Source organism: Natrinema sp. 1APR25-10V2, from assembly GCF_031626495.1.
Lineage (GTDB): Archaea > Halobacteriota > Halobacteria > Halobacteriales > Natrialbaceae > Natrinema.
The window spans coordinates 279,784-301,647 of sequence record NZ_JAMQOJ010000007.1; the positions used below are offsets into that span (position 1 = coordinate 279,784).

Genomic DNA, 21,864 nt, shown 5'->3' on the forward strand with positions numbered 1-21,864 from the left:
AGCGTGCCCGTGAGAGCAGACGCGGCGGAGACGACAGCGACGACACCTGCTCGAGGAACCGACCGGTCGGTCACCTCGCGGGATAGGCGTACCGATACCGCCGTACCGGAGAAGTGGAGGAAAGTAGTCGACGGAAGCGTCAACGGGGACTGGAACGCGTGCCGATCAGGTCGTTCTCGGGGAGGGCGTACACAGCGTCACGTCACCGTTCGTGTAGACCGTCGCTTGCCCCGGACGACAGAGTTGGGACTGAGAGAGCCGTGCGATCCGCGCGTTCCCGTCCGCGTCCGTGACGTACGTGGCGTCGTTCGACTGGGCCGATCGATAGACCGTGTAGCTGTGGTTTGCGACACCGTCAGGTGGGACGGTCGCCGTCGTCGTCGACGGATACGCGCCGGTCCGACTGAACAGCGTCTGATAGGGATGATCGGTGTAGAGTTGCTGATCCGGACGGATCTCCTCGCCGTCGGGCGAGCCGGTCATGGCGGCGACCGACTCGGCTGCGGCGAGTTCCGTCTCGTCGTAGGCGAGGCGCTCGTGGTGATCGCCGAAGACCGGGTTGTCCGCGCTGCTTTCGGCCGCGAGGAACATCGCCCCCGGATACACGAGCACGACCAGCAACAACACCGAGGCGACGATGCCCGGACTCAAGCTCCCTCGGAGCGTCCGGATACCGATCGCGCCGAGGACGGCCATGGGAGCGTAGAGGAACGCGAACCAGCGAGTCGGAATGAACGTCCGAACCCCAAACATCGGCAACCCGAGGACGAACACCAGCATGAAGGCGGCCGCCAACAGGAGCGTGAACACCGACTGTTCGGCACGCCGCCGGTGAACGACGTACAGGCAGCCGACGAACGTCACGCCGAGCAAGAACAGGAAGCCGAGATTGTCCACGTAGGGCACGAGCTGGTCGAGTAGCGTCTGCACGGCCTCGACCTCCCCCGGATCGGCGGACGACTCGCCCGCGGTGTTGAGAAAGCCGGCGCTCTCCTCGAGCGTCTGCGTGAAGTAACTCAGGACCGTCGCCAGGAACGAGTCCTGCCGGTACGGCGTCAGCGACCAGACGAAGATTGTCAGTCCGAAGTTGAAGACGACGAGCCCGACGAGGTTGACCGGCTTTTTCGTCCGGAAGACGTTCGTGTCGAGTCGCGTGAGCCCGAACGGGCCGATCACGAACACGACCTGGGCGAGAAACGCCGCGAGGAGCAACACCAGCATGATGAACGTCGACACCTGGTGGGTGAGGATGACAGCGATGCTCAACAGCAGCAGCACCCAGAAGTCACGGATCGTGTACTCGATCCGCATCACGCGGATCAGCGCGTACAGCATCCCCAGGAAGAACACCAGCCCCAGACTCGTGGGGATGAGGTGCATCCCCCACCTCGCGACGTGGCTGCCGAAAGCGTAGAACGCCGTGGCCAGCACCGCCCAGCGCGCCGAGACGAGCAGATTCGTCGTCGCGTATACCAGCAGGACTGACAGGGGCATCACGAGCCCCACGGAGAGATACAACGCGGCGCGGATCGGCACGTCGTACAGCAGCGACGAGGCGGCCACCAGCAGATGGTAGAACGGCGAGCCGTAGTGTTTATTGTCCGAGATCGCGCTCAGCGACTGCTCAGTGAGGATCGCGTCGACGAGTTCTCGGTGCGTCCAGATGTCGATCCCGATGTACCCCGGCGTCGTGTAGAGCGCGGCGAGTCGGAAGACGAACGCGAACAGCACGATCTGGAGCACCAGCAGTCCGGGATTGAGGTCGCGGTCGCTCACGAAGACGATCTGGCCGAGCACGAGCGTGCCGACGACGCTCGCCAGCCCGAAGAAGAGATGGGTCCGCGCTCCCTGGACGACCGCCAGCATGACGAGCCCCGAGAGACCGACGAAGACGACGCTAGGAAGCGCCATCGCCGCCGACGAGGGCAGGGTCGGGATCGCCGGAGCGGTGTCCCCCTGATACAGCGACAGGATGTACAGCGCGCACGCGGTACCGAGGACGATCGGCACGGTCTCGAGGTAGATCTGCGACGAAAGCAGTCGCAGCGGGAGCAACGCGAGTGCGAGCAGTAGCCCGCCGATCGCCGCGACGGTGTCGAGGCGCAGCGGCCGCAGCTCGGAGAGCGATTTATACTTCATGACCGACCTCCGCTAGAGACGCGTTTCCCCCGTTTCGCTCGAGCACCCGGCGATACACGTCGTGGAGGCGCTCGCCGAGGGCCTCGAGGGAGAGTCCGTCGACCGACTCGCGGCCGTCGGATCGGCCGCCGTCGGCGACGATCCGCTCGATGCCGCCGAGGAGGGCGCCGTCGTCGTCGCTGACAACGCAGTTCGTCACCCCGCCGACCGTCTCGCGGACGAAACCGACATCCGTCGAGACGATCGGCAGGTTACACGCGGCGGCCTCCTTGACGACCATCGGACCGCTCTCGCGTTTCGACGTGACCAGCAGGATATCGCTCGCGTTCATGTAGTAGGGCATCTCGTCGTGGTCGACACCGGAAACCGTCCGCAGTTCGAGGTCGGCGTCGGCGCGCTCGACGAGCCGCCGCGCTCGCGGGTAGTCTTTCACCGAACGGGTCCGATCGTAGGGAAACAGCGCGACCGGTCGATCGGTCTCCCAGCCGACCCGCTGGCGTGCGCTCGAGCGGGGCATCGGCCTGAACAGGTCGGTGTCGACGCCGAACGGGATCAGTTCGTGGTCGACCTCCAGGTCGCGCGACATGATCCGACTGGGGACGACCGCGGCGTCCGCGTATCGGGCACCGTGGCGACTGATCGATCGCAGCCACGTCCGCTCGCTCATGAGGTCCGTTCCCCACAGCGTCACCACGACCGGTCGGGTCGGCTGGGCGAGCGCGAACGGCGCGACGAGACCGTAGTTGGCGTGGACTATATCGTACGCGGACGACCGGACCGTCGAGAGGAGGCGACGGTAGTAGCGCACATAGTCAGTCGCGGATCGACCCGAACGGCCGCTGTATCGGCCGGGAACCTCGAGGACCGTACAGTCGACGCCGCGGTCCTCGAGCGCTGAGACCTGTTGGTCGAAAAACGGTCGCGACGACGTGACCAGTTGGAGTACCTTCATGGATGGCCCGTTTCGGCTGCGGTCGGCGATCGGCTCTTTTCGCGAGACTGGGCGAGCGTCTCGATCTGCCGGACGACCAGCGCCGCGACGTCGACTCGGTCCGCGACCAGACGCTCGCGCCGGCGCTCCCACGTCTCGGCGGGTTCGTCGACGATCGAGACGGCCCGCTCGAGTCCGCGGACGCGTCGCTCCTCGCCGGTGTACTCGAACAGCAGGCCGTACTCCTCATCGAGTTCCGTCGTGTAGCCCAGCGAGAGCGGATTGACGTAAACCGCCGGCGTGCCGAGCACGGCGGCTTCCGCCGCGGTCGTCGCCCCCTCGCTCAGCACGACGGTGGCGTGGGCGAGGAGGTCGTGCATCCGGTCGGGCGACGTCTCGAACTGGTAGGGCTCGAGGTCGGCTGACAGTGACCCCTCCGCGGCGAGCAGGACCCGGAGGCCGGCGTCCTCGAGCCGATCGACGACCGCTCGCGGGTCATCGAAGCCATCGTGGCCGACGTCGTGAGAGGCACCCCAGCCGCTGAGCCGGACGACGGCGAACGGCGTGTCGGGGTCTATCCCGACCGCCTCGAGCGCGTCGGGATCGGGATCGAACCGATCGGGGTGGAGGTACGCGAGTTCGTGGTACCCGGGGTAGCGCACCTGCTTCGAGCCGATCTCGTCGCGGTAACAGTCGGGCGTGCAGATCACGTCCGCGAACGGATACCCCAACTTCGTGATGAGGCTCGCGTGTTCGGTGTCGTAGAAGACGAGGCTCTTCGCCCCCAGCATCGACGCGACGTGGGCCGCGGCGACACCGCCGATAGCAGCGATCACGTCCGGATCGATCCGTCGCGCACGCCGCAGCAGTCGCAGCTCGTACGTCGCCTGGACCGCCGCCAGCGAAAGCAGCGAGTCCGATTCGCCGGCCAGCACCTCGTGGTCGATGTCGTACGCCTCGAGGAGGTCGATAGCGACGTCGCTCTCGCGAGCGAAGACGGACACCTCGTGACCCCGGTCTTCCAGCTCCGCGATGGGGTGCCGGAAGAAGTGGACGTGTCCGGGATGCTGGATCGTGACCACTACTCGCATCGGCTCACAACCTCCGGTACATGAGTCCCGCATCGACGGCCGCGCGTTCCTCGAGCGCACCCGTCACGTCGATCAGTGCCGGATCGTCCGCCAGTTCGCTCGCTACGGCCTCGAGATCGAGCTGTTCGAACTCCGCGTGTGGCGTCGCGAGCAGGATCGCGTCGAAGCCCTCGAACGAGAGCCGGTCCTGAACGTCGATCTCGAACGCCGCTTCGACCGCGTCGGTATCGGCGAACGGGTCGAATCCCTCGAGTTCGATGTCGTACTCCCGAAGCGCGTCGACGACGTCCGCGACCTTCGAACTGCGGATGTCCCCAACGCCCGGTTTGTACGAGAGCCCCAGTACCAGCACGCGGCTCTCGCGGAGCGTTTTGTGGCAGCGGTTGAGCGCCTTGATCGTCAACTCGGCGACGTGGTCGGGCACCGACTCGTTGACCCGGCGGCTCGTCTGCATGAGTTCGGGCTCGAACCCCTCCTGAGCCGAGCGATAGGCGAAGAAGTGCGGATCGACCGGAATGCAGTGACCGCCGACCAGTCCCTGCCGGTAGTCGTGGAAGTTCCACTTCGTGCGCGCGGCCTCGAGGACTGCCGTCGAGTCGACGTCCATGTAGTCGAGCGCCATCGAGAGTTCGTTGACGAACGCGATGTTGAGGTCTCGCTGGGCGTTCTCGACGACCTTGCAGGCCTCGGCGACCTCGATCGACGGGGCGCGGTGGACGCCCGCGTCGACGACCGATTCGTACAGCGTCGCCACGTCCTCGAGCACCGTCTCGGTCTGTGCGCTGACGACCTTGACGACGTCTGCGAGACCGTGGTCGCCGTCCCCGGGCGTCGCACGCTCCGGCGAGTAACCGACGAAGAAGTCTTCGCCGGCGGTCAGATCCGAGGCGTCCTCGAGCGCCGGCACGAGGACCTCCCGCGTCGAGCCGGGGTAGACGGTCGATTCGAGGACGACCGTCGTTCCGGGGTCCATCTGCGCGCCGACGGTGGTCGCCGCGCCCTCGACGTAGCTGAGGTCCGGTCGATCGTCGTCGTCGATCGGCGTCGGAACGGTGATGATGACGTAGTCCGCCTCGCCGATCTCGCTGGCGTCGGTGGTGTAGGAGATGTCGTCGTCCCGGACCGCCTCGTCGGAGAGATCGCCGGTCGTGTCGGTGCCAGCCTGTAGCCGCTCTACCGTCGTCTCGTCGATATCGTACCCGATTACGCGGTAGTTCGACTGGGCGAATCCCACCGCGAGCGGGAGTCCGACGTAGCCGAGTCCGACGACGCAGATCGTCGCCGAACGCGCCGACGCGTCCGCGTGCTCCAGGGTCGTGCCGAATTCGTCTCGTGCGTTCCCGTCGCTCTCTCGGTCGCCCGTTCGTGTCTCCGTGTCGCTGATTATCGAGGTCATGGGTTATCGGTATCGCTGGCCCGTCGCACACGTCGTGCAACGGGGTCGTTTCGGAATTGGTATACCCGCAATCGGCGGCCGTGCCGTAGTCTCGTCGAGTCGCCGTTCGGGGTTTACTATACCGCGAATAAACGGATGCGATAGCGACAACGGGCTGATTCCCCCGGTCGAGAGCGCTACCGGCCGATATATCCCGGGATATCGCCCGGCGGTGCGAGCGCTTATACCGTTGTTAAGCGGTCCTGTACGACTCTATAATGAAGGTCCCGTGAATCCGATGTCCGGTGCGGTCGGCGAGTCCACGACGATCCGTGGCTCGATCACGCACCGACTGCAGAAGAACCGCGAATCATGGTGTCCACGCCCCAGATCGAAGTCGGAACCGCACTCGCATCGATTCACACCACCATCTCGAGCGGCGACGGCCCGGCTTCGACAGCGCACTACGATGGCCGTGCGATCGCATCGGGAGCGGTCGTGCTGCGGATGGGCGAACGTTCCGGTGGACCGTTGTCCGTCATACAACTACTTCGCACGACATCGGGCTGGGAATCGGCCCTGATCGCGGTTCTCTTCCTGCTGATCAGCGGGCTCGTCGGGCTCCGGTTGGCCGAGGTTTTGTCGACCCGTGACGTCGAGTTATCGTCGCTCCCGCTGGTGACCGCGGCAGGTGACGACGGCGATTCGAACCACGAACACACCGACGATCACCGAGCGTACGAGTCGTATCTCTCACCCGAAACACCACCGACGCTGCTGAGCGACGAAGGGAAGGTAGTCCGGCTACTCGTCGCGAACCACGGTCGCATCCGCCAGCATCGAATCGCCGAAGAAACCGGCTGGTCGAAATCGAAAGTCAGTCGAATTTGCTCGCAGATGCACTCCGATGGAACGATCGAGAAGCAATCGGTCGGCCGGGAGAACGTCATCACCCTGGCCGACCGAACGCCGAACGACGAGGCACAGGCGGACGAGATCGGAAATCCGCTTCCGTAATCACGCACCCACTTCTGGCCCCGGCTGGCGACACCCGATTGCCGTCTCGGAAGTCGGGACGGCCCAAGCTGGTGACCACCTCCTCCGCGATCGCTTCTCGAACGCGAGACGGTCGAGCGTCTATGCGATACCGCGCCGAGCGGGCCCTCACGTTCTTCGCGCGGTACAGCTGTCCGCTTCGAAACGGTCGGCGAAGCGTTCGGTCAGACGGAACGGTCCGAACTGAATGGATTCCCGACGGCGGGACGGCGACGGCACGAACGGGATTGCAAAAACGAATACCGACTTAGACAGTCGATAGCGTCCGTCGTATTCCCGGTATCGTCTTACTCGTCGTATAGTAATGCCCGCTGTCGCACGTGGTTGGAGTGACGCCCGGTCCGTCAGCAACGAAGACGGATCGGGTCGGTGATACCAATGATACGGAACAGCACTGCCCTGGCAGCGGTCTCGTGCCGACTCGACTCCCCCGATACAGCCCTCGCTTCCGCCATCGGACGCCGTTTGAGCGCCGATTCGCGGGTATCGACCACCGCTCGAGCGGGGGTGACGGGCTGATGTGCGGGATCATCGCCCGGATCGGCCACGGAAACGCCGCGGAGACGCTCCTTTCCGGCCTCGAGAACCTCGAGTACCGGGGCTACGACTCCGCCGGGATCGCCGTCCAGAACGGCTCCGGGGTCAAGGTTCACAAGTGTTCGGGCGAGGTGTCCGAACTCAAGTCGGCGCTTCCCACGGAGCCACACGGCAACATGGGGATCGGCCACACCCGCTGGAGCACCCACGGGCCGCCGACCGACGAGAACGCTCACCCGCATACGGACACGGCGGGCGACGTCGCCGTGGTTCACAACGGTGTCATCGACAACTACGACGAGCTCCGTGCGGACCTCCGCGCGAAGGGCCACGAGTTCGAGAGCGACACCGACACGGAGGTCATCCCGCATCTCATCGACGAGTTTCAGGACGAGACCGGTGACACCGAACGGGCGGTCCGTCGGGCCGTCGATACGCTCGAGGGCAGCTACGCGATCGCCGCGATCGTCGACGGCGAGGAAGCGGTGTACGCCGCCCGGAAGGGGTCGCCGCTCGTCCTCGGCGTCGACGACGAGGAGTGGTTCCTCGCGAGCGACGTCCCCGCATTCCTCGATCACACCGACGAAGTGATCTACCTCGAAGACGGCGACTTGATCGTCCTCGAGCCCGATTCCTACCGGATCACGGACCTCACCGGCACGCCGCTCGAGCGGCCGGTCGACACCGTCGACTGGGACCCGGAGGACGCGGGGAAAGGCGGATACGACCACTACATGCGCAAGGAGATCAACAACCAGCCGACGTCGCTCGCTAATACGATCGAGGGCCGCGTCGAAGACGGCGACGTCGCCTTCGAGGGGCTCCCGCCAGGCTCGTTCGGCGAGATCGATTCGGTCCAGTTCGTCGCCTGCGGTACGTCGTACCACGCGGCGCTGTACGGCGGCCAGCTGTTGCGCGCCGCCGGCGTCCGCACGGATGTCCTTCGGGCGAGCGAGTACGAATACGCGTCCGGGCCGGTCGACGAAACCACGCTCACCGTCGCGGTCACCCAGAGCGGCGAGACCGCCGACACCCTCGACGCGCTTCGGGAAGCGGCCGACCGCGGCGCGCGAACCCTCGCCGTCACCAACGTCGTGGGATCGACCGCGGCGCGCGAGGCCGACGACGCCGTCTACATCCGCGCCGGCCCCGAGGTCGGCGTCGCCGCGACGAAGACCTACTCCTCGCAGGCGGTCACGCTCGCGTTGCTCACTCAGCGGATCGCCGGGGATGCGCCTGATGGGACCCCCGCCGAGGATCGCGCGGCCATGCTCGAGGCGCTCGCGGACCTCCCCGGCCACGTCGAGACCGTCCTCGAGACGAGCGCGGCCGAAACGCTCGCACGCGAGACGATCGACAGCGAGTCGTTCTTCTTCATCGGGAACGGCCTCGGGCGCTCGGTCGCGCTCGAGGGGGCACTGAAGTTCAAAGAGATCACCTACGAGCACGCCGAGGGCTTCGCCGCCGGCGAGCTCAAACACGGCCCGCTGGCGCTCGTCACCGAGGAGACGCCGCTGTTCGCGGTCTATACGAGCAGCGACGACGAGAAGACGAAGACGAACGCGATCGAGGCCCGGTCCCGCGGCGCGCCCATCATCGCCGTCGGGCCGGACGACCATCCCCTCGTCGACGTCGCCGACGCCCACCTGTCGGTCCCCGAGACCCACCCCGTCTGGGCGGGGCTGCTCGCCAACGTCCAGTTGCAACTGCTCTCCTACCACGCCGCGAAGCTGCTCGAGCGCCCGATCGACAAGCCGCGCAACCTCGCGAAGAGCGTAACGGTCGAATGATCGTCTCGGTCACCGCATAACGCCTTTTCGACGCGTCGTCCGTCCGTCCTCGAGCCGGTTTGCTGTTCTCCGTCCGCGCAGTATCGTATCCGTCGTCCGGTAGTCGTCCGCCGTCGTACTGTCCGGCAGCCCGTCGTCCGAGCATCCGTTGTCGATCACCGATCGAAGCGATCGAGAGCCGGGATCGGAGTGTGGCGGTGGCCCTGGATGCCCCCGTTCGAACGACGCGACCGCCTCTATCGGACCGGACGACGTTTGGCATCCCGGCGATCAGAACCCCGACTCGGTTCCGTCCTGTCGAGGAGACCAGTAAAACACACCGTCTCGTGTGCACTGCTCGAGTCCGTCAGTGTTCGGTCTGATCCCCGCGACGGATCGCTGTGGCTGCCGCCGCGGCAGTGCTCGCGGCGTCAGATGCTGTGTGAACGCCGGCCGGTCGCGCACGCATCCTACTGGTGCTCGAGGCCACCGGTCGGGACAGTCACCGGAAACACGAGTGCGGATCGGACGGGGCAAGGGTCGGCTATCGACCGCCCAGAAACAGGTATCGTTCGTCTCGCGAGACGTCAGCCGTCGCGTGCGTCGAGTAGCACCGTGATCGCTTCGTCCGATCCGTCGAGCTGGACGGTCCGTTCCGCGGTCCCGTATCCGTCCGCGCTCGCGACGATCGTGTACTCGCCGTTCTCGCGCTCGAAGACCGCCGTCCCGTTTCCGCCGACCGTTTTCGTTTCGCTCGAGGCGAACAGTCCCGACTCGTCCCGGAGTTCGACGGTTGCGTTGGTGATCGGCGACCCGTTCTGGTCGGCTACGGTTACCGCCAGCGAGTGAGTCCCGTCGTCGTTGCTGCCACCGCCGCCAGTGTCGCTACGCTCGGTCAGCGTCAGCGTGACCGTCTCGTCGGCACCGTCGAGCTGCACGGTCCGTTCGGCGGACTCGTATCCGTCCGCGCTCGCAGTGACGGTGTACTCGCCGTTCGTGCGTTCGAACTCGGCCTCACCGGTTCCGTCGACCGCTCGTTCGTCGCTCGAGGAACCACCGCTATCGACGCTGACAGTCGCGTTATCGATCGGTTGCCCGTTCTCGGTTTCCACGACTGCCGTCAGGACGTGCGTTTCGTCCCCAGGAGTGCTCTCGCTGTCGTTTTCGCTTCCTGAGTCGTCCCCGCCGGAGTCGACCGTGTCGCTACCAGTTCCGCCGCCGTCGGAGTCGCTGTTCTCCCCGCCGCCGTCGGTTTCGTTGGTGGCCCCGGCGGATTCGTTGCCACTGCTCGCGGCGTCTCCGTCCGTCGAGCCGGCACCGTCATCGGCTGGCTGGCTCGAATCGTCCAACCTGTCGTCGACTGCCCCGAACGCGCTAGTGACCGAGGCACCGCTCGCAGCGAGTACTAGCCCTGCCAGCAGGAACGCGATTCCGCTGAGGATGAGCAGAAGCTGGACGCTGCGTTGAATCGATCGAGTTTTCGTCTGCTGTCGTCGGACATTGCGACGCATTGTATAGTAGTAGGGGGACCGTCGTGCAGTCGTTACGCGTTCGCCGTCTCGGCTTCGTTCGCCACCGCCGGTTTCGCTCGAGCAGCGGCCGATCGATTGGAGGGAACTGCATAGCCGGTTGCGGCCGCGCTGGCCACCCTCGAATCACCGTGGGAATACGAACTCGAGTAGCAAACCGGGGACCGCCACGAGCCGTTTCGTCTCCGAGCTGTCGGTACGCGTGATTTCATTACGCGACCGTTTCGCCGGTCGGCGGTTCACTATACGGACGATAAAACGGTTTCAGCGGGCGAAACGATCGCGGAGAGCGGCCAGTTCCGGCGTGACGATGGGCGAACACTCCGTATACACTGCACCACTGGGGGGATGCGAAGTCGAACACGACTGGGGTCGAAATCGATCGTAAGCGGCAGTCGAGGTGGTCGACTCGAGCACCGATCAGATCGAGGCCCCCTCGCTCGAGTGGCCACGCGGTCGGTCGACTCCCGCTCAGCCGTTCGAAACGACTCCGCGGCGGTCGAGACGGCAGTACTAACCGGCAGACGGCCAGTCGGCCCCCTCGAGAGCTGTCGTAGCGATTCCGGTGCACCGTCTCGGCTAGATAGTTTTTGCCCTGCCCGGCTGTGTCGTAACATCTGATTACCGGATCAGCGTGTCCCTCACCAGTCGTCCATTGGAGTGTCGTAACCGGATTTTGGTTGTCCACATCTCGTATTGACTGCTCTGCGGAGCGGCCGATTTTCGAGCGGGTTTCCGGCGCATGACTGGAACGGTCGTCGCGCTTTTTCAGTTCTCCCGCGGTACCGACGATCGGGAGAATCATGACCGAGTCCACGACGAACGAACCAACGACTGGTGAATCGCGCACCCGCGACGACGACGCGTCGGGACGAAAGTGGCTGAGCGGGTTCGTCTCCGTGATCGGCCTCTGGATCGCCGTTTCGCCGTTCCTCTATTCACAGGACCCGGCTATGTTCTGGAACAACGTCCTGATCGGCGCGGCGATCTTCCTGCTCGCGGGGTACAACTACTACCGGATCAGCAGCGGTCACCCCACCAGTACCGGCGTCATGTCGCTCGTCGCCCTGTTAGCGCTGTGGATCGTCGTCTCACAGTGGGCCATCGACGGCCAGTTCGCCATAGAGGCCCTCGAGGTCGCCGGAATCGGGTTGATCTGGAGCAACATCGTCTCGGGGCTCGTCGCCGCCGCGCTGGCGGCGTACATCGCCTACGCCGGCGGCCGAGACGTCCGCACCGGAACGGCTGCCGGCACGCGGTAGCCGCCAGGTCGAAGTCCCGTTTTTCAGCGCCGCGTCACCGCCGCGGATACCGCTCGGCATCCGCGTCGGCCGTGCGTCGCTCGAGCAGGTCCAGTACGGGTTCGCTCGCGGCGAGTCGAACCCCGAGGCGCGTGAGCCGATCGCGGATCGATCCAGGGACGAGCGTCCCGTACAGCGAGCCCAGCAGCGGTACTGGCCCGACGCGGTAGTGCGTATCCGGGTTTCGATCGGTCGCGGCCTCACGGATCGTCGACGCGACGCGCTCGGGTTCGTTGACGAACGGCCCGCCGGCTTCGACGGCGCGGAGCCGACGGAGGACTCGGTAGAGGTCCGTATAGTGATCGGGCTGGACGACGGTCACGTTCCGCTCTGCCGCGGTCGCGTCGGAATCCGATCGCGATCGATCTCGTGTAGCCGCTGCGTCGCCGACTGCGCGAACCGCGCGGTCGTAAAACGGCGTTTTCACGATCCCGGGCTGGACGACGACGACGTCGATATCCGTATCGACCAGCTCCTGTCTGAGCGCGTCGCTCAAACTCGCCATCGCCCACTTCGAGGCGGTGTACCCGCCGATTCCAGCCAGCGCGAGCCGATCTGCGGCGCTGGTGACGGTAACGATCCGTCCGCGTCCGCGTCTGCGCATTCCCGGCAGCACCGCCCGGATCAACCGGTGCGGGCCGAAGCAGTGGACCGCGAACTGCCGCTCGAGCAGGATCGTCGGAACGTCTTCGACCGGGCCGAACTGGCCGTAGCCCGCGTTGTTGACGAGGCAATCGACGCCGCCGGCCTCCTCGCGGATCCGCGAGACGACGCGATCGATGTCGTCGGGCTCGGTCAGATCCAGCGCCGCGATGTCGGCTCCGCGGTCGGCGAGCTTCTCGAGGCCGTCCCGATCACGGTCGCGGGCGGTCGCGTAGACGCGCCAGCCATGATCGAGGAGCGCACGGGCCGTTTCGTAGCCGATCCCGGACGAACAGCCAGTTACGAGTGCAGTGGTCGTCACGGACGCGTCTTCGACGGCATCGGAGAAGGGTGTCATCGTGCGTCGGATTCGAACACGGTCACGATCGACGAGGGAACGGACGGCCGGCGCCGCGCTCCCGTTCAGTCGTCGAACAGTCCATTGTCATCGTCAGGGGGGCCGGCGTCCTCGGGCGGTCCTCGGCCGGCGTCCTCGGGCGGTCCTCGTTCGTCCTCGTCCTCGTCTTCCTCCACGTCGTCCCCGTCGCCGTCCACATCTACGTCGTCCTCGTCGTCCAGCCCGTTGTCCCCGAACACTCGCTCGAACAGGCTGGGTTCGTCCTCGTCGTCGGTCGGGGCCGGCTCGTCGTCTTCGGACGGCTCATCGTCGGCCGATTCCGTCTCCTCGGCCGGCTCGTCGTCTGCCGGCGGATCGGAGTCGTCTTCCGGCTCGTCGTCGCCGGCTGCGGTCGATTCCGATCCGTCCTCGGTCGGCTCGGCCGTCGACTCGTCGGACCCGCTGCCGTCCGACGTCGCATCGAGGCTGGCGTCGGCGTCGTCGGCCGTCGCGTTCGATAGGTTCGTTTCGTTCGCCGCGGTAGTCGTACCGTCGCCGGCCGTCAGTTGCGGGGCGAACACCGTCATGAGCGCCCCGAACGCGAGCAAGACGGCGGCGATGGTAACGAGCAGTGCGACCGCCGATGGGAGATCGTCGCGAACGCGGGACATTCGACATCCCGACCGTAGACGGCCGATCGGCTTTGTTAATCTCAGCCCACAGACTGTACGAACTCCCAACCGGTCGGCGGTGACCGCCGTCGGGGCGCGGTCGGCTGGCCCCTCGAGGGGCCGAAACCGCGTCGCGCGGCCGAACAATGATATAGCCGGCCGACCGAGTGGGAACAACGGACCTCGCCGACAATGACGAGTCATTACGATCACGCGCAGGTACAGGAGTTCTGGCAGTACGTCTGGGAGCGCGACGACGTCTACGCGCTGGATTCCGACGCCGAGGATCCGACGTACGTCCTCGGCATGTTTCCCTACACGTCCGGTACGCTCCACATGGGGCACATCCGCAACTACGCGATCACGGACGCCTACTCGCGCTATCGTCGCATGCAGGGCGACGACGTGCTCCACCCGATGGGGTGGGACGCGTTCGGCCTCCCCGCCGAAAACGCGGCCGTCGAGCGCAAGACCGACCCCGAGTCCTGGACGCAGGCCTGTATCCGGCGTATGCGCGAGGAACTCGAGACGATGGGCTTTGGCTACGACTGGTCTCGAGAGATCACCACCTGCGAGCCCGACTACTACCGGTGGAATCAGTGGCTGTTCGAGCAACTCTACGAAGCGGGACTCGTCGAGTACGAAGCGGCGACGGTCAACTGGTGTCCCGACTGCGAGACGGTGCTGGCCGACGCGCAGGTGGTCGAGCGCGCGGACGAACACGGCGAGTCCTCGGACCGGGGGAGCGGCGACGACGGAACTCGAGTCTGTTGGCGCTGCGAGACCCCGGTCGGCCGGCGCGAACTCGATCAGTGGTTCTTCACGATCACCGACTACGCCGAGGAACTCTACGACGGGCTCGACGATCTGGCAGGCTGGCCCGAGGGCGTCCGGGAGATCCAGCGCAACTGGATCGGCCGCCAGGAGGGAGCGCGGATCGGCTTCGACGTGGCCGTCGACGGCGACGCGACTGGAAACGGCGGCGACCGGGCGGTCGACGTGTTCAGCACACGGCCGGAGACGGTCTACGGCGCGACCTACCTCGCGGTCTCGCCCGGCCACGACCTGGCGCGGGAACTCGCCGACGAAGACGACCGAGTCGCCGAGTACGTCGACGCCGTTCGCGATCAGGACCCGGACGAAGTCGGCTTCGCTGGCGTCGAGACCGATGCCACCGCGAGCCACCCATTGACCGGGAACGAACTGCCAGTCTACGTCGCCGGCTACGTCCTCGAGGACGTCGGAACCGGGGCCGTGATGGGCGTCCCCGGCCACAACGAGCGCGACCACGCGTTCGCGCTCGAGCACGACCTTCCGATCGAGCGCGTGGTCGTCCCGGAAGGTGGGGAGGGTACCGACCGCGAAAGCGACGCCACCACCGGCGGTAGCGACGGCGAAACCGCGGAAACGATTCCGTACACCGGCGAGGGAGTCCTCGAGAGCAGTGGCGAGTACGACGGCCTCGACAGCGAGACGGCGCGCGAGCAGATCGTCGCGGACCACGACGCACTCGAAGAAGACGTTACGTACCGCCTTCGAGACTGGCTCATCTCCCGGCAGCGCTACTGGGGGACGCCGATCCCGGTCGTCCACTGCGACGACTGCGGGCGCGTCCTCGTTCCCGAGGAGGAGCTCCCCGTCGAACTCCCGGAGTTCGTCCAGACCACCGGCAACCCGCTGGACGCCGCCGAGGAGTGGAAGCAGACGACCTGTCCGGAGTGTGGCGGTCCGGCCGAACGGGAGACCGACACGATGGACACCTTCGTCGACTCCTCGTGGTACTTCCTGCGCTTTCTCTCTCCCCAGCTCGAGGACGCCCCCTTCGACACCGAGCTGGCCGACGAGTGGCTGCCGGTCGACGTCTACGTCGGCGGCGAGGAACACGCCATCCTCCACCTGCTCTACACCCGCTTTTTCACGCGGGCGCTGGCCGATCTCGGCCTGCTCGATCGCCGCGAGCCGATCGCGGAGCTGCGAAGTCAGGGGACGGTGCTGTACGACGGCGAGAAGATGTCCAGTTCGAAGGGCAACGTCGTCGCGCCCCAGGAGTACGGTGCCGAGACGACCCGGCTGTTCGTCCTCTCGGCGGCCCACCCCGAACAGGACTTCGAGTGGACCGCAAACAACGTCCGCGGCGCCTACGATCTCCAGCAGACCCTCTACGGAATGGCGACCGACTTCGTCGAGGAGGGCGACACGCGACTCGAGCGGCGGGCCCACGACGAGTACCTGGCCCGCGAGATCGACCGCACGATCGCCGCCGTCACGGAGGAGTACGAGCGGTTCCGGTTCCACCGGGCCGCCACAGAAATTCAGGAACTGGCGCGGCTGTTGCGCCGCTACCGCGAGTATGACCGACCCCACGGCGAGGTGTACCGGCGCGGCCTGCTGACCCTCGCGGCGATGATCTCACCGATGGCCCCCCACCTCGGCGAAGAGCTGTGGAACAAACTGCGCGGCGAAGGACTGGTCGTCGCGGCCGACTGGCCCGAACCCGAACGCGACGTCGCGGCCTACCAGCGCGAGCGCCGACTCGTCGACCGAACCCTCGAGGACGTCCGCGACATCGTCGACGTCGCCGACATCGACGAACCCGAGCGGGTCGAACTGGTCGTCGCCCGCGAGTGGAAGTACCGGGCCGCCGAACTGGTCGGACGGGCGGCCGCCGACGACGGCGAAACCAGAGCCGTCGACGTCGAATCGGTCGTCGATCGAGTCCTCGAGGGCGACGACACCGACGTCGACCGCGGGACCGTCGCGGCGTTCGTCGGCGACATCCTCGGCCGCGACGGTGGCCCGGACGGCGGCCGGGAACTGGCGGCCGATCGAGAACTCGCGCTCCTCGAGCGCGCTACCTGGCTCGTGGTCGACGAGTTCGACGCAGACGTGACCGTTCGCCGAGCGACCGGCGACGACGAACTGGGGGCGAAAGCCCGCCCCGGCAAGCCAGCGATCCATATCAGTTGAGACGCCGTGGTCGGTTCGCGGCCAGTCGAGACGCGATCGCTGCCGCCGTCCCCAGCGCCGGCGACCGATTAGCTCGGAAGGACACTTTTATTCCACCGGATTTGGAAGAGGTGGATACGATGGTGGAGGGTGGCGGTAGCGTCGGGTCGTCGTCCCAACAGACGCCGAGTCAGGCGGTGATCGAAGCGGTCGCAGAAGCAGAGGGAGTCGAGCCGACAGCCGTCGCACCGCCGGAGTACGAGCCGCTCCACGCCGTCGTGGATCCGGCGGCGCTCGACGCGCTCTTCGCGGACCGGTCGAACGGGGCGAAGCGCTCGCACGGAGTCGTCTCGTTCCCGTTCTGCGGATACGACGTCACCGTCGATCGAGACGGGACGGTCGTGCTCGAGGAGCTGACCGAGTCCGTCGACTGACGCCCCCCGGGGTCGCACACGGAAAGACTCTTTTCGTCGAAGCATCGATTGCAGCCACGATGGAGAGCCACTACGAGGCCCTCGGCCTGTCGTCGGACGCCGACGAACGGGCGGTTCGGCGGGCCTACCGGACCCTGCTGAAGGAACACCATCCGGATCAGGGCGGCTCTCGAGAACGGTTTCTACGGATTCAGGAGGCCTACGAGGCGATCATCGGCGAACGAGCGCCGAACGAACAGACGGACGGCGGTGCCATAACCCGTGGAAACGACGGATCACGGCACCGACACGAACCGACCTACGAGCCCGACGAGTTCGACGAGGGCCGCACCCACGAACTGACGGTCAGCGGCGAGTACCTTTCCCTGACGCTGGCCGGCCTCGTTCACGGCGTCGACCTCGCGTCGCTGGTCGACGGCCCGGTCACCGCCGCGACGACGCGGACGGTCGCGTTCTTCCGCGTCCGCAACGAGAGCGACCGGCCCCTCTCCTGGCAGGGGAAGACGAACACGAGTTTCTTCGGCGACGACGGCTTCCTCTACGAAGGCTCGAGCATCGTCACACCCCACGCCACCGACCTCCCCGATCGGTGGACCGGAACCGACGCCGAACTCGAGCCCGGCAGCGCGCTGGACGGCGTCGTCATCGCCCAGGAAATTCCCGACGGCGTCACGCTCGATCAGGTCATGTACACGCAACACGTGCCCCGCACAGACTCGGACGGGCTCGCGGACACCGAACGATACCTCTTCGAACTGAAACCGCTCGTCCGCGAGCGGCTGGATCGACTTCCGTTCGCGCGAGACTGAGAACCCGGTTCCCCTCCGCCCGTCGCTCCTCGAGTCGTCCCGCTCTTTTCGTGCCTCGAGTGGACGGCGCGAGCGTCCCGCTGCCGTAACAGAACAGCAAGCGTGATACGGCGGTGCTCCTAACGTCCGATAATGGCAACCGCTGACGCGAGACGGCGGCTCCGCGAGCGGCCGATGGGCGTAACGATCCTCCTGTCGATTGTCGGATACGCGCTGGTGCTCGGCACGTTCCTGCTTGACGTGCCGATCTATCCCGAACTCACGCACGGACAGATCAACCTGCTGACCCACGCGATCGCCGTCATCAACACGACGGCGACGATCCTGCTTGCGAGCGGCTGGTACTGGATCCGCTCGGGCGAGGTCAGGAAACACCAGCTGTCGATGGTCGGCGCGTTCGTGCTTATCTTGCTGTTTCTGGTCGTCTACCTGTTCAAGGTCGGCGGCGGCGGCGAGAAACACTTCGTCGGACCCGACATCGTCTACTATCCGTATCTCATCATGCTCGCGATCCACATCATCCTCTCGGTCGTCTCCGTACCGGTGGTCCTCTACGCCCTCATCCTCGGACTGACCCACACCCCCGCCGAACTCCGGACGACGCCCCACGCGAGGATCGGCCGGATCGCTGCCGGCGCGTGGATCCTGAGTCTCACACTCGGCGTCGTCACCTACGTACTGCTCAATCACGTCTACAGCTACGAGTTCGCAGCGATCCTCGTGCCGATCGTGTAGCCCTGCTGGGACGTACCGACAAGTTATCCCGCCGGCCGCTCGTACTCGCACCTAACGAATGCAATTCGTCGAAGAAATCGTCGTGGACGAGTTCCTCCCGACCGTCCGGTCGCTGCTCGCCAGCAACCTGCGCGACCGGGGGCTCACCCAGAGCGAGGTGGCCGACGTACTCGGAATTAGCCAGAGCGCCGTGTCGAAGTACGCCCACGGCGATGTAACCGTCAACGACCGCATCGCCGACGACGACCGGGTCCGTGACCTCGTCGACGACCTCGGCGCGGGGCTGGCGGCCGGCGACATCTCGCCGGTCCAGGCGCTGATCGAACTCGAGGTGCTGATCCGCGAACTGGAGTCCGGCGGCGACCTGCTCGCACAGCTCCACGAGGAAGCGGTGCCCGAACTCGCCGAACACGGCTCCGGATTCCGGGTACACGATCCCGAGAGCGACCTCCGAGCCAGCGAGCGCGTGCTCTCGTCGGTCCGGCAGGGGCTGAGCGTTCTCGAGACCGCGAGCGGCTTTTCGGGACTGATCCCGGCGGTCGGCTCGAATCTGGTCGCCTGCACGCCAGACGCCGAGACCGTCGACGACATTGCGGGCGTTCCCGGCCGGATCTTCGACGTGAAGGGGCAAGCGACGGTTCCCGCCGCCCCCGAGTTCGGCGTCTCCGAACACGTCGCGCGAGTGTTGCTCGCCGCCCGACGCCACGGTGCCGACGTTTCGGCGGCGATCAACATCCGATACGAGTCCGATCTGATCGACGAGCTCGCCGAGGCGGGCCACGTCGCCGCCGAGTTCGACGAGTCGGACGACGTGGCTTCGAGCGTCGGCGCGGCGATCGAAGACCAACCCGAGGCGACCGTGCTGTACCAGACTGGCGGCATGGGGATCGAACCGCTCATCTACGTCCTCGGCCCCGACGCGCAGTCGGTCGCGGACACGATCCGCTCGCTCGTCTAAATCTGCACACTGATGTCGACCGAATCCGCCCAGGAGTTCTACGGCCGCTGGGCCCGCCTCTACGATCTGATCGCGCGCAGAACGCCAGGTATCGCCCGTCTCCGCAGACGGGCGGCCGCCGCCTGCCGCCTCGAGCCAGGCGATACCGTCGTCGAAATGGGCTGTGGCACCGGCGCGAACCTCCCCTCCCTCCGCGAGCGTGTCGGTCCCGAGGGAACCGTGATCGGGATCGATTTCACCGGCCCCGTCCTCGAGCGGGCACGTGCGGCTACCGCAGCGTTCGACAACGTCCACGTCGTGCAAGGCGATGCGACACAACCGCCGGTGGGTGGTGCCCTCGAGGACGAGGGTCCGGGGGTGGACGGCGAAATCGATGCGATTCTCGCGACGTTCGTCGTCGGCATGCTCGACGATCCGGCCGGCGCGGTCGACGACTGGTGCGACCTCGTCGGCCCCGACGGCACCGTCGTCCTCGCCAACGCCGCGCGCAGCGACGAGTGGTACGCACCGCCGGTCAACGCCGTCTTCCGGGCGATCGTCGTCCTCTCGACGCCGCCGACGACGCAACTCCGATACGAAAACGAGCCCCACATCCGACTCGACGAGAAGATCGACGCCGCTCACGCCCGCCTCCGCGAACGTTCGAGCGCCGTCGCGGACGAGACCCACGTCTTCGGCGTCGTTCGATTGACCGGCGGTGTCCTCGAGTAGCGCTACGTGGGGATCGGTCTCACGCCAGCTCAATCAGTTGTCTGCGGTGGCGCGTGCTGTGCGACGGTTCGTCGACGGCGGACCGTCTGCTCGACAGCGCGCGAGGGATGACCGACCGAACGGAGTGAGGGAGCGAATCGGTTGGGAGGACGTGGAAATCCCCTGTTGCCACGATAGCAGGACACTCTCCTTCGTTCGGTAGAGCATACTAATCATTTTAATGGTGAAGCGCTGACTCATCGAAAACCGAGCAGTCGAACCCGCTTACGGTCGATTACGCCACGGCCTCGAGCCCCTCGTGCTCCCGAATCCGTTGGGCCATCGGGTCGGGAATCGGACTCGGCCGCTCCGTCTCGGGGTCGATGTGGACGATCGTCGTCTCGGCCGTCGCCGCCACGTCGCCGTCGACGCGGATCTCGTAGTCCATGGTGCAACTCGAGTCGCCGAGGCCGGTCACCGAGAGCGCGACCGTGGGATCGTCGCCCTTGGTGATCGGGCGCTCGTAGGAGATCTGGAGATCGACGATGACGAAGGAGATTTCCTCGTCGCCGAGTCCGGCCACGTCACGGAGGTACGCGGTCCGACCGGCCTCGAGATAGCTCGCGTAGACGGCGTGGTTGACGTGGTTCATCGGGTCCAGATCGCGGAAGCGAACGGGCACGTCGACGGTAAACTCGGCACTCATTGTACGTTTTTGAAGACGGCTGGGACAAAAGTACGCACCGATTCGACCAGAGAGAGGCCGAGAGGGGAAGGCGATGCGAGAGCGACCGACGAAACGAACGTCCCGCTATTGTGGCAACGAGTTTGGGGTTCGCGACGCCCACCTCGGCTGCTTCACTCACGCGTCGTATACCGGCGCGTGCTCGCCGCAGAACGCCGGCTCGCGCAGTTGCGCGTCGATCAGGTCCTCGTGGTAGTGCGCGTTGAACAGCCGACAGCCCTCCCGATCGCAAAACGGCTCGCCGGTCTCGAGGTAGTGGTACGCCTGCAGGACGTAGCCCTTTAGCGCGTCGGTGGTCCGCGGATCGTCGTCGACCAGGAAGTCACCCTCGACCTGGTTCTCGAGGACCTCTCTGGGCGGCGCATCGCCCGAGAGCAGGGCGTGGCGCTGCTTTTCCTTGTAGTACGCCTCGGGCTTGGCCGGGGCCTCGTAGAGTCCCGGTACCGAAATCAGCGCCGGTTGGCCGAGCACGGTGACGCGCTTGTGCCACCGCCCGTCGTGGTCGCCCCACGTCCCGATCGCCCGATCGAGGACCGCCACGTGCAGCGTCTCGAGGTCCCGTTCCTCCGCGGGCAGCGCGGCGTTGAGTGTGCGCTGGACGGCCGCCCCGTCGTAGAGGACGCCGCCCTCGCGTTCAGGCTGCTCGAGCGCCCGCTCCTCGTAGCGGATCGTCCCCAACATCGTGTTGCCGGTCTCGCGCTCGTACGGCGACGGCACGCGGGCTTCGGCGAACCGTTCGGCGAGGTCATCCGTGCGATGGACCTCGAGGAACCGATCGCGCACGCTGACGTCGGCGTCGATCCGCGCCCGCAGCCAGTCGGCGACCGCGTCGATATCGGCCACCGTCGTCGGCGCGCGATAACAGATGACTCGATCGACCATGTACTATCTCGTGGTACCACTGGGTGAAACACTTACGATCGGGGTGTTGCCGACACCGAGTCGCACCGATCGAATCGGTATTTCGAACGCCTCGGGGACCGATGGCGACCGCAGTGATCAGTGCCGTTCGGAGCAACCCGGCCGTAGCGCAGGCGCGAAGCCAGATACCATCGTCCCCAGTAAAAACACGCTCAGTTCACACCGCCACACTTTACATTATTATCTATACTGCAAATTACTTTTTATACGAGAAAATTAGTCTGAAATTAATATGCCGATACCTCCGA

18 protein-coding genes are annotated in these 21,864 nt (G+C 66.1%); 9 read left to right on the forward strand and 9 right to left on the reverse strand.

The features are described 5' to 3' along the window. Positions 1 to 165: 165 nt before the first annotated feature. From NDO75_RS21945 to NDO75_RS21960, 4 genes are read right to left on the reverse strand one after another with little or no spacing between them, the layout of a single operon-like run. Positions 166 to 2,139: a hypothetical protein gene (locus NDO75_RS21945; RefSeq protein WP_310908751.1), complete on the reverse strand. Its 1,974-nt coding sequence runs from the start codon at positions 2,137 to 2,139 to the stop codon at positions 166 to 168. Beyond that, entirely contained in the window at positions 2,129 to 3,091 is a 963-nt protein-coding gene (locus NDO75_RS21950; protein ID WP_310908752.1) for a glycosyltransferase, read from the reverse strand. The genes NDO75_RS21945 and NDO75_RS21950 overlap by 11 nt, the downstream gene beginning before the upstream one ends. Then, positions 3,088 to 4,161 (reverse strand): DUF354 domain-containing protein, encoded by a 1,074-nt coding sequence (locus tag NDO75_RS21955; protein ID WP_310908753.1) that lies wholly within the window; start codon positions 4,159 to 4,161, stop codon positions 3,088 to 3,090. Before NDO75_RS21955 ends, NDO75_RS21950 begins: the two co-directional genes overlap by 4 nt. A gap of 4 nt (positions 4,162 to 4,165) precedes the next feature. Further along, the gene (locus NDO75_RS21960) at positions 4,166 to 5,557 is read right to left on the reverse strand and encodes a nucleotide sugar dehydrogenase (protein ID WP_310908754.1); all 1,392 of its coding nucleotides are present in this window, start codon (positions 5,555 to 5,557) and stop codon (positions 4,166 to 4,168) included. A gap of 351 nt (positions 5,558 to 5,908) precedes the next feature. Here NDO75_RS21960 and NDO75_RS21965 point away from each other — a divergent pair, with 351 nt between their 5' ends. After that, on the forward strand, positions 5,909 to 6,553 hold the full coding sequence (locus NDO75_RS21965) for a MarR family transcriptional regulator (RefSeq protein ID WP_310908755.1): 645 nt from the start codon (positions 5,909 to 5,911) through the stop codon (positions 6,551 to 6,553). 557 nt (positions 6,554 to 7,110) lie between these two features. Continuing rightward, on the forward strand, positions 7,111 to 8,919 hold the full coding sequence (gene glmS, locus NDO75_RS21970) for a glutamine--fructose-6-phosphate transaminase (isomerizing) (protein WP_310908756.1): 1,809 nt from the start codon (positions 7,111 to 7,113) through the stop codon (positions 8,917 to 8,919). Positions 8,920 to 9,485: 566 nt separating this feature from the next. Here the strand turns inward: glmS and NDO75_RS21975 are convergent. Continuing rightward, positions 9,486 to 10,409: a carboxypeptidase regulatory-like domain-containing protein gene (locus NDO75_RS21975; RefSeq protein WP_310908757.1), complete on the reverse strand. Its 924-nt coding sequence runs from the start codon at positions 10,407 to 10,409 to the stop codon at positions 9,486 to 9,488. A gap of 821 nt (positions 10,410 to 11,230) precedes the next feature. Between NDO75_RS21975 and NDO75_RS21980 the strand changes: the two genes are divergently transcribed. After that, complete coding sequence (locus NDO75_RS21980) at positions 11,231 to 11,689, forward strand: SPW repeat protein (RefSeq protein WP_310908758.1); 459 nt, start codon at positions 11,231 to 11,233, stop codon at positions 11,687 to 11,689. Positions 11,690 to 11,723: 34 nt separating this feature from the next. On the opposite strand, the gene NDO75_RS21985 is transcribed toward NDO75_RS21980, so the two are convergent. After that, positions 11,724 to 12,692: an SDR family NAD(P)-dependent oxidoreductase gene (locus tag NDO75_RS21985; protein WP_310908834.1), complete on the reverse strand. Its 969-nt coding sequence runs from the start codon at positions 12,690 to 12,692 to the stop codon at positions 11,724 to 11,726. A gap of 101 nt (positions 12,693 to 12,793) precedes the next feature. Further along, the gene (locus NDO75_RS21990; RefSeq protein ID WP_310908759.1) at positions 12,794 to 13,378 is read right to left on the reverse strand and encodes a hypothetical protein; all 585 of its coding nucleotides are present in this window, start codon (positions 13,376 to 13,378) and stop codon (positions 12,794 to 12,796) included. A 192-nt stretch (positions 13,379 to 13,570) separates the two neighbouring features. On the opposite strand from NDO75_RS21990, the gene leuS reads away from it, so the two are divergent. The 6 genes from leuS (at position 13,571) to NDO75_RS22020 (ending at position 19,971) form a co-directional block, all read left to right on the forward strand. After that, on the forward strand, positions 13,571 to 16,345 hold the full coding sequence (gene leuS / locus NDO75_RS21995; protein WP_310908760.1) for a leucine--tRNA ligase: 2,775 nt from the start codon (positions 13,571 to 13,573) through the stop codon (positions 16,343 to 16,345). 119 nt (positions 16,346 to 16,464) lie between these two features. Beyond that, positions 16,465 to 16,758: a HalOD1 output domain-containing protein gene (locus NDO75_RS22000; RefSeq protein ID WP_310908761.1), complete on the forward strand. Its 294-nt coding sequence runs from the start codon at positions 16,465 to 16,467 to the stop codon at positions 16,756 to 16,758. Positions 16,759 to 16,817: 59 nt separating this feature from the next. Then, positions 16,818 to 17,567 carry a J domain-containing protein gene (locus NDO75_RS22005; RefSeq protein WP_310908762.1) on the forward strand — a complete coding sequence of 250 codons (750 nt, stop codon included), beginning with the start codon at positions 16,818 to 16,820 and terminating at the stop codon, positions 17,565 to 17,567. 132 nt (positions 17,568 to 17,699) lie between these two features. Then, entirely contained in the window at positions 17,700 to 18,302 is a 603-nt protein-coding gene (locus tag NDO75_RS22010; protein ID WP_310908763.1) for a DUF420 domain-containing protein, read from the forward strand. A 58-nt stretch (positions 18,303 to 18,360) separates the two neighbouring features. After that, entirely contained in the window at positions 18,361 to 19,260 is a 900-nt protein-coding gene (locus tag NDO75_RS22015) for a thiamine-phosphate synthase family protein (RefSeq protein ID WP_310908764.1), read from the forward strand. A 12-nt stretch (positions 19,261 to 19,272) separates the two neighbouring features. Then, positions 19,273 to 19,971: a methyltransferase domain-containing protein gene (locus tag NDO75_RS22020; RefSeq protein ID WP_310908765.1), complete on the forward strand. Its 699-nt coding sequence runs from the start codon at positions 19,273 to 19,275 to the stop codon at positions 19,969 to 19,971. A 274-nt stretch (positions 19,972 to 20,245) separates the two neighbouring features. Here NDO75_RS22020 and NDO75_RS22025 read toward each other — a convergent pair whose 3' ends face one another. Then, positions 20,246 to 20,656, reverse strand: coding sequence for a thioesterase family protein (locus tag NDO75_RS22025; protein WP_310908766.1), 411 nt, complete (start codon positions 20,654 to 20,656; stop codon positions 20,246 to 20,248). 156 nt (positions 20,657 to 20,812) lie between these two features. Then, positions 20,813 to 21,577, reverse strand: coding sequence for a DUF6775 family putative metallopeptidase (locus NDO75_RS22030; RefSeq protein WP_310908767.1), 765 nt, complete (start codon positions 21,575 to 21,577; stop codon positions 20,813 to 20,815). Positions 21,578 to 21,864 lie beyond the last annotated feature (287 nt).

Excerpts from the sequence above, each read along its gene's own strand:
- NDO75_RS21945 (WP_310908751.1), bottom strand. The coding sequence starts at position 2,139 with ATGAAGTATAAATCGCTCTCCGAGCTGCGGCCGCTGCGCCTCGACACC.
- NDO75_RS21950 (WP_310908752.1), bottom strand. The coding sequence starts at position 3,091 with ATGAAGGTACTCCAACTGGTCACGTCGTCGCGACCGTTTTTCGACCAA.
- NDO75_RS21955 (WP_310908753.1), bottom strand. The coding sequence starts at position 4,161 with ATGCGAGTAGTGGTCACGATCCAGCATCCCGGACACGTCCACTTCTTC.
- NDO75_RS21960 (WP_310908754.1), bottom strand. The coding sequence starts at position 5,557 with ATGACCTCGATAATCAGCGACACGGAGACACGAACGGGCGACCGAGAG.
- NDO75_RS21965 (WP_310908755.1), top strand. The coding sequence starts at position 5,909 with ATGGTGTCCACGCCCCAGATCGAAGTCGGAACCGCACTCGCATCGATT.
- glmS (WP_310908756.1), top strand. The coding sequence starts at position 7,111 with ATGTGCGGGATCATCGCCCGGATCGGCCACGGAAACGCCGCGGAGACG.
- NDO75_RS21975 (WP_310908757.1), bottom strand. The coding sequence starts at position 10,409 with ATGCGTCGCAATGTCCGACGACAGCAGACGAAAACTCGATCGATTCAA.
- NDO75_RS21980 (WP_310908758.1), top strand. The coding sequence starts at position 11,231 with ATGACCGAGTCCACGACGAACGAACCAACGACTGGTGAATCGCGCACC.
- NDO75_RS21990 (WP_310908759.1), bottom strand. The coding sequence starts at position 13,378 with ATGTCCCGCGTTCGCGACGATCTCCCATCGGCGGTCGCACTGCTCGTT.
- leuS (WP_310908760.1), top strand. The coding sequence starts at position 13,571 with ATGACGAGTCATTACGATCACGCGCAGGTACAGGAGTTCTGGCAGTAC.
- NDO75_RS22000 (WP_310908761.1), top strand. The coding sequence starts at position 16,465 with ATGGTGGAGGGTGGCGGTAGCGTCGGGTCGTCGTCCCAACAGACGCCG.
- NDO75_RS22005 (WP_310908762.1), top strand. The coding sequence starts at position 16,818 with ATGGAGAGCCACTACGAGGCCCTCGGCCTGTCGTCGGACGCCGACGAA.
- NDO75_RS22010 (WP_310908763.1), top strand. The coding sequence starts at position 17,700 with ATGGCAACCGCTGACGCGAGACGGCGGCTCCGCGAGCGGCCGATGGGC.
- NDO75_RS22015 (WP_310908764.1), top strand. The coding sequence starts at position 18,361 with ATGCAATTCGTCGAAGAAATCGTCGTGGACGAGTTCCTCCCGACCGTC.
- NDO75_RS22020 (WP_310908765.1), top strand. The coding sequence starts at position 19,273 with ATGTCGACCGAATCCGCCCAGGAGTTCTACGGCCGCTGGGCCCGCCTC.
- NDO75_RS22025 (WP_310908766.1), bottom strand. The coding sequence starts at position 20,656 with ATGAGTGCCGAGTTTACCGTCGACGTGCCCGTTCGCTTCCGCGATCTG.
- NDO75_RS22030 (WP_310908767.1), bottom strand. The coding sequence starts at position 21,577 with ATGGTCGATCGAGTCATCTGTTATCGCGCGCCGACGACGGTGGCCGAT.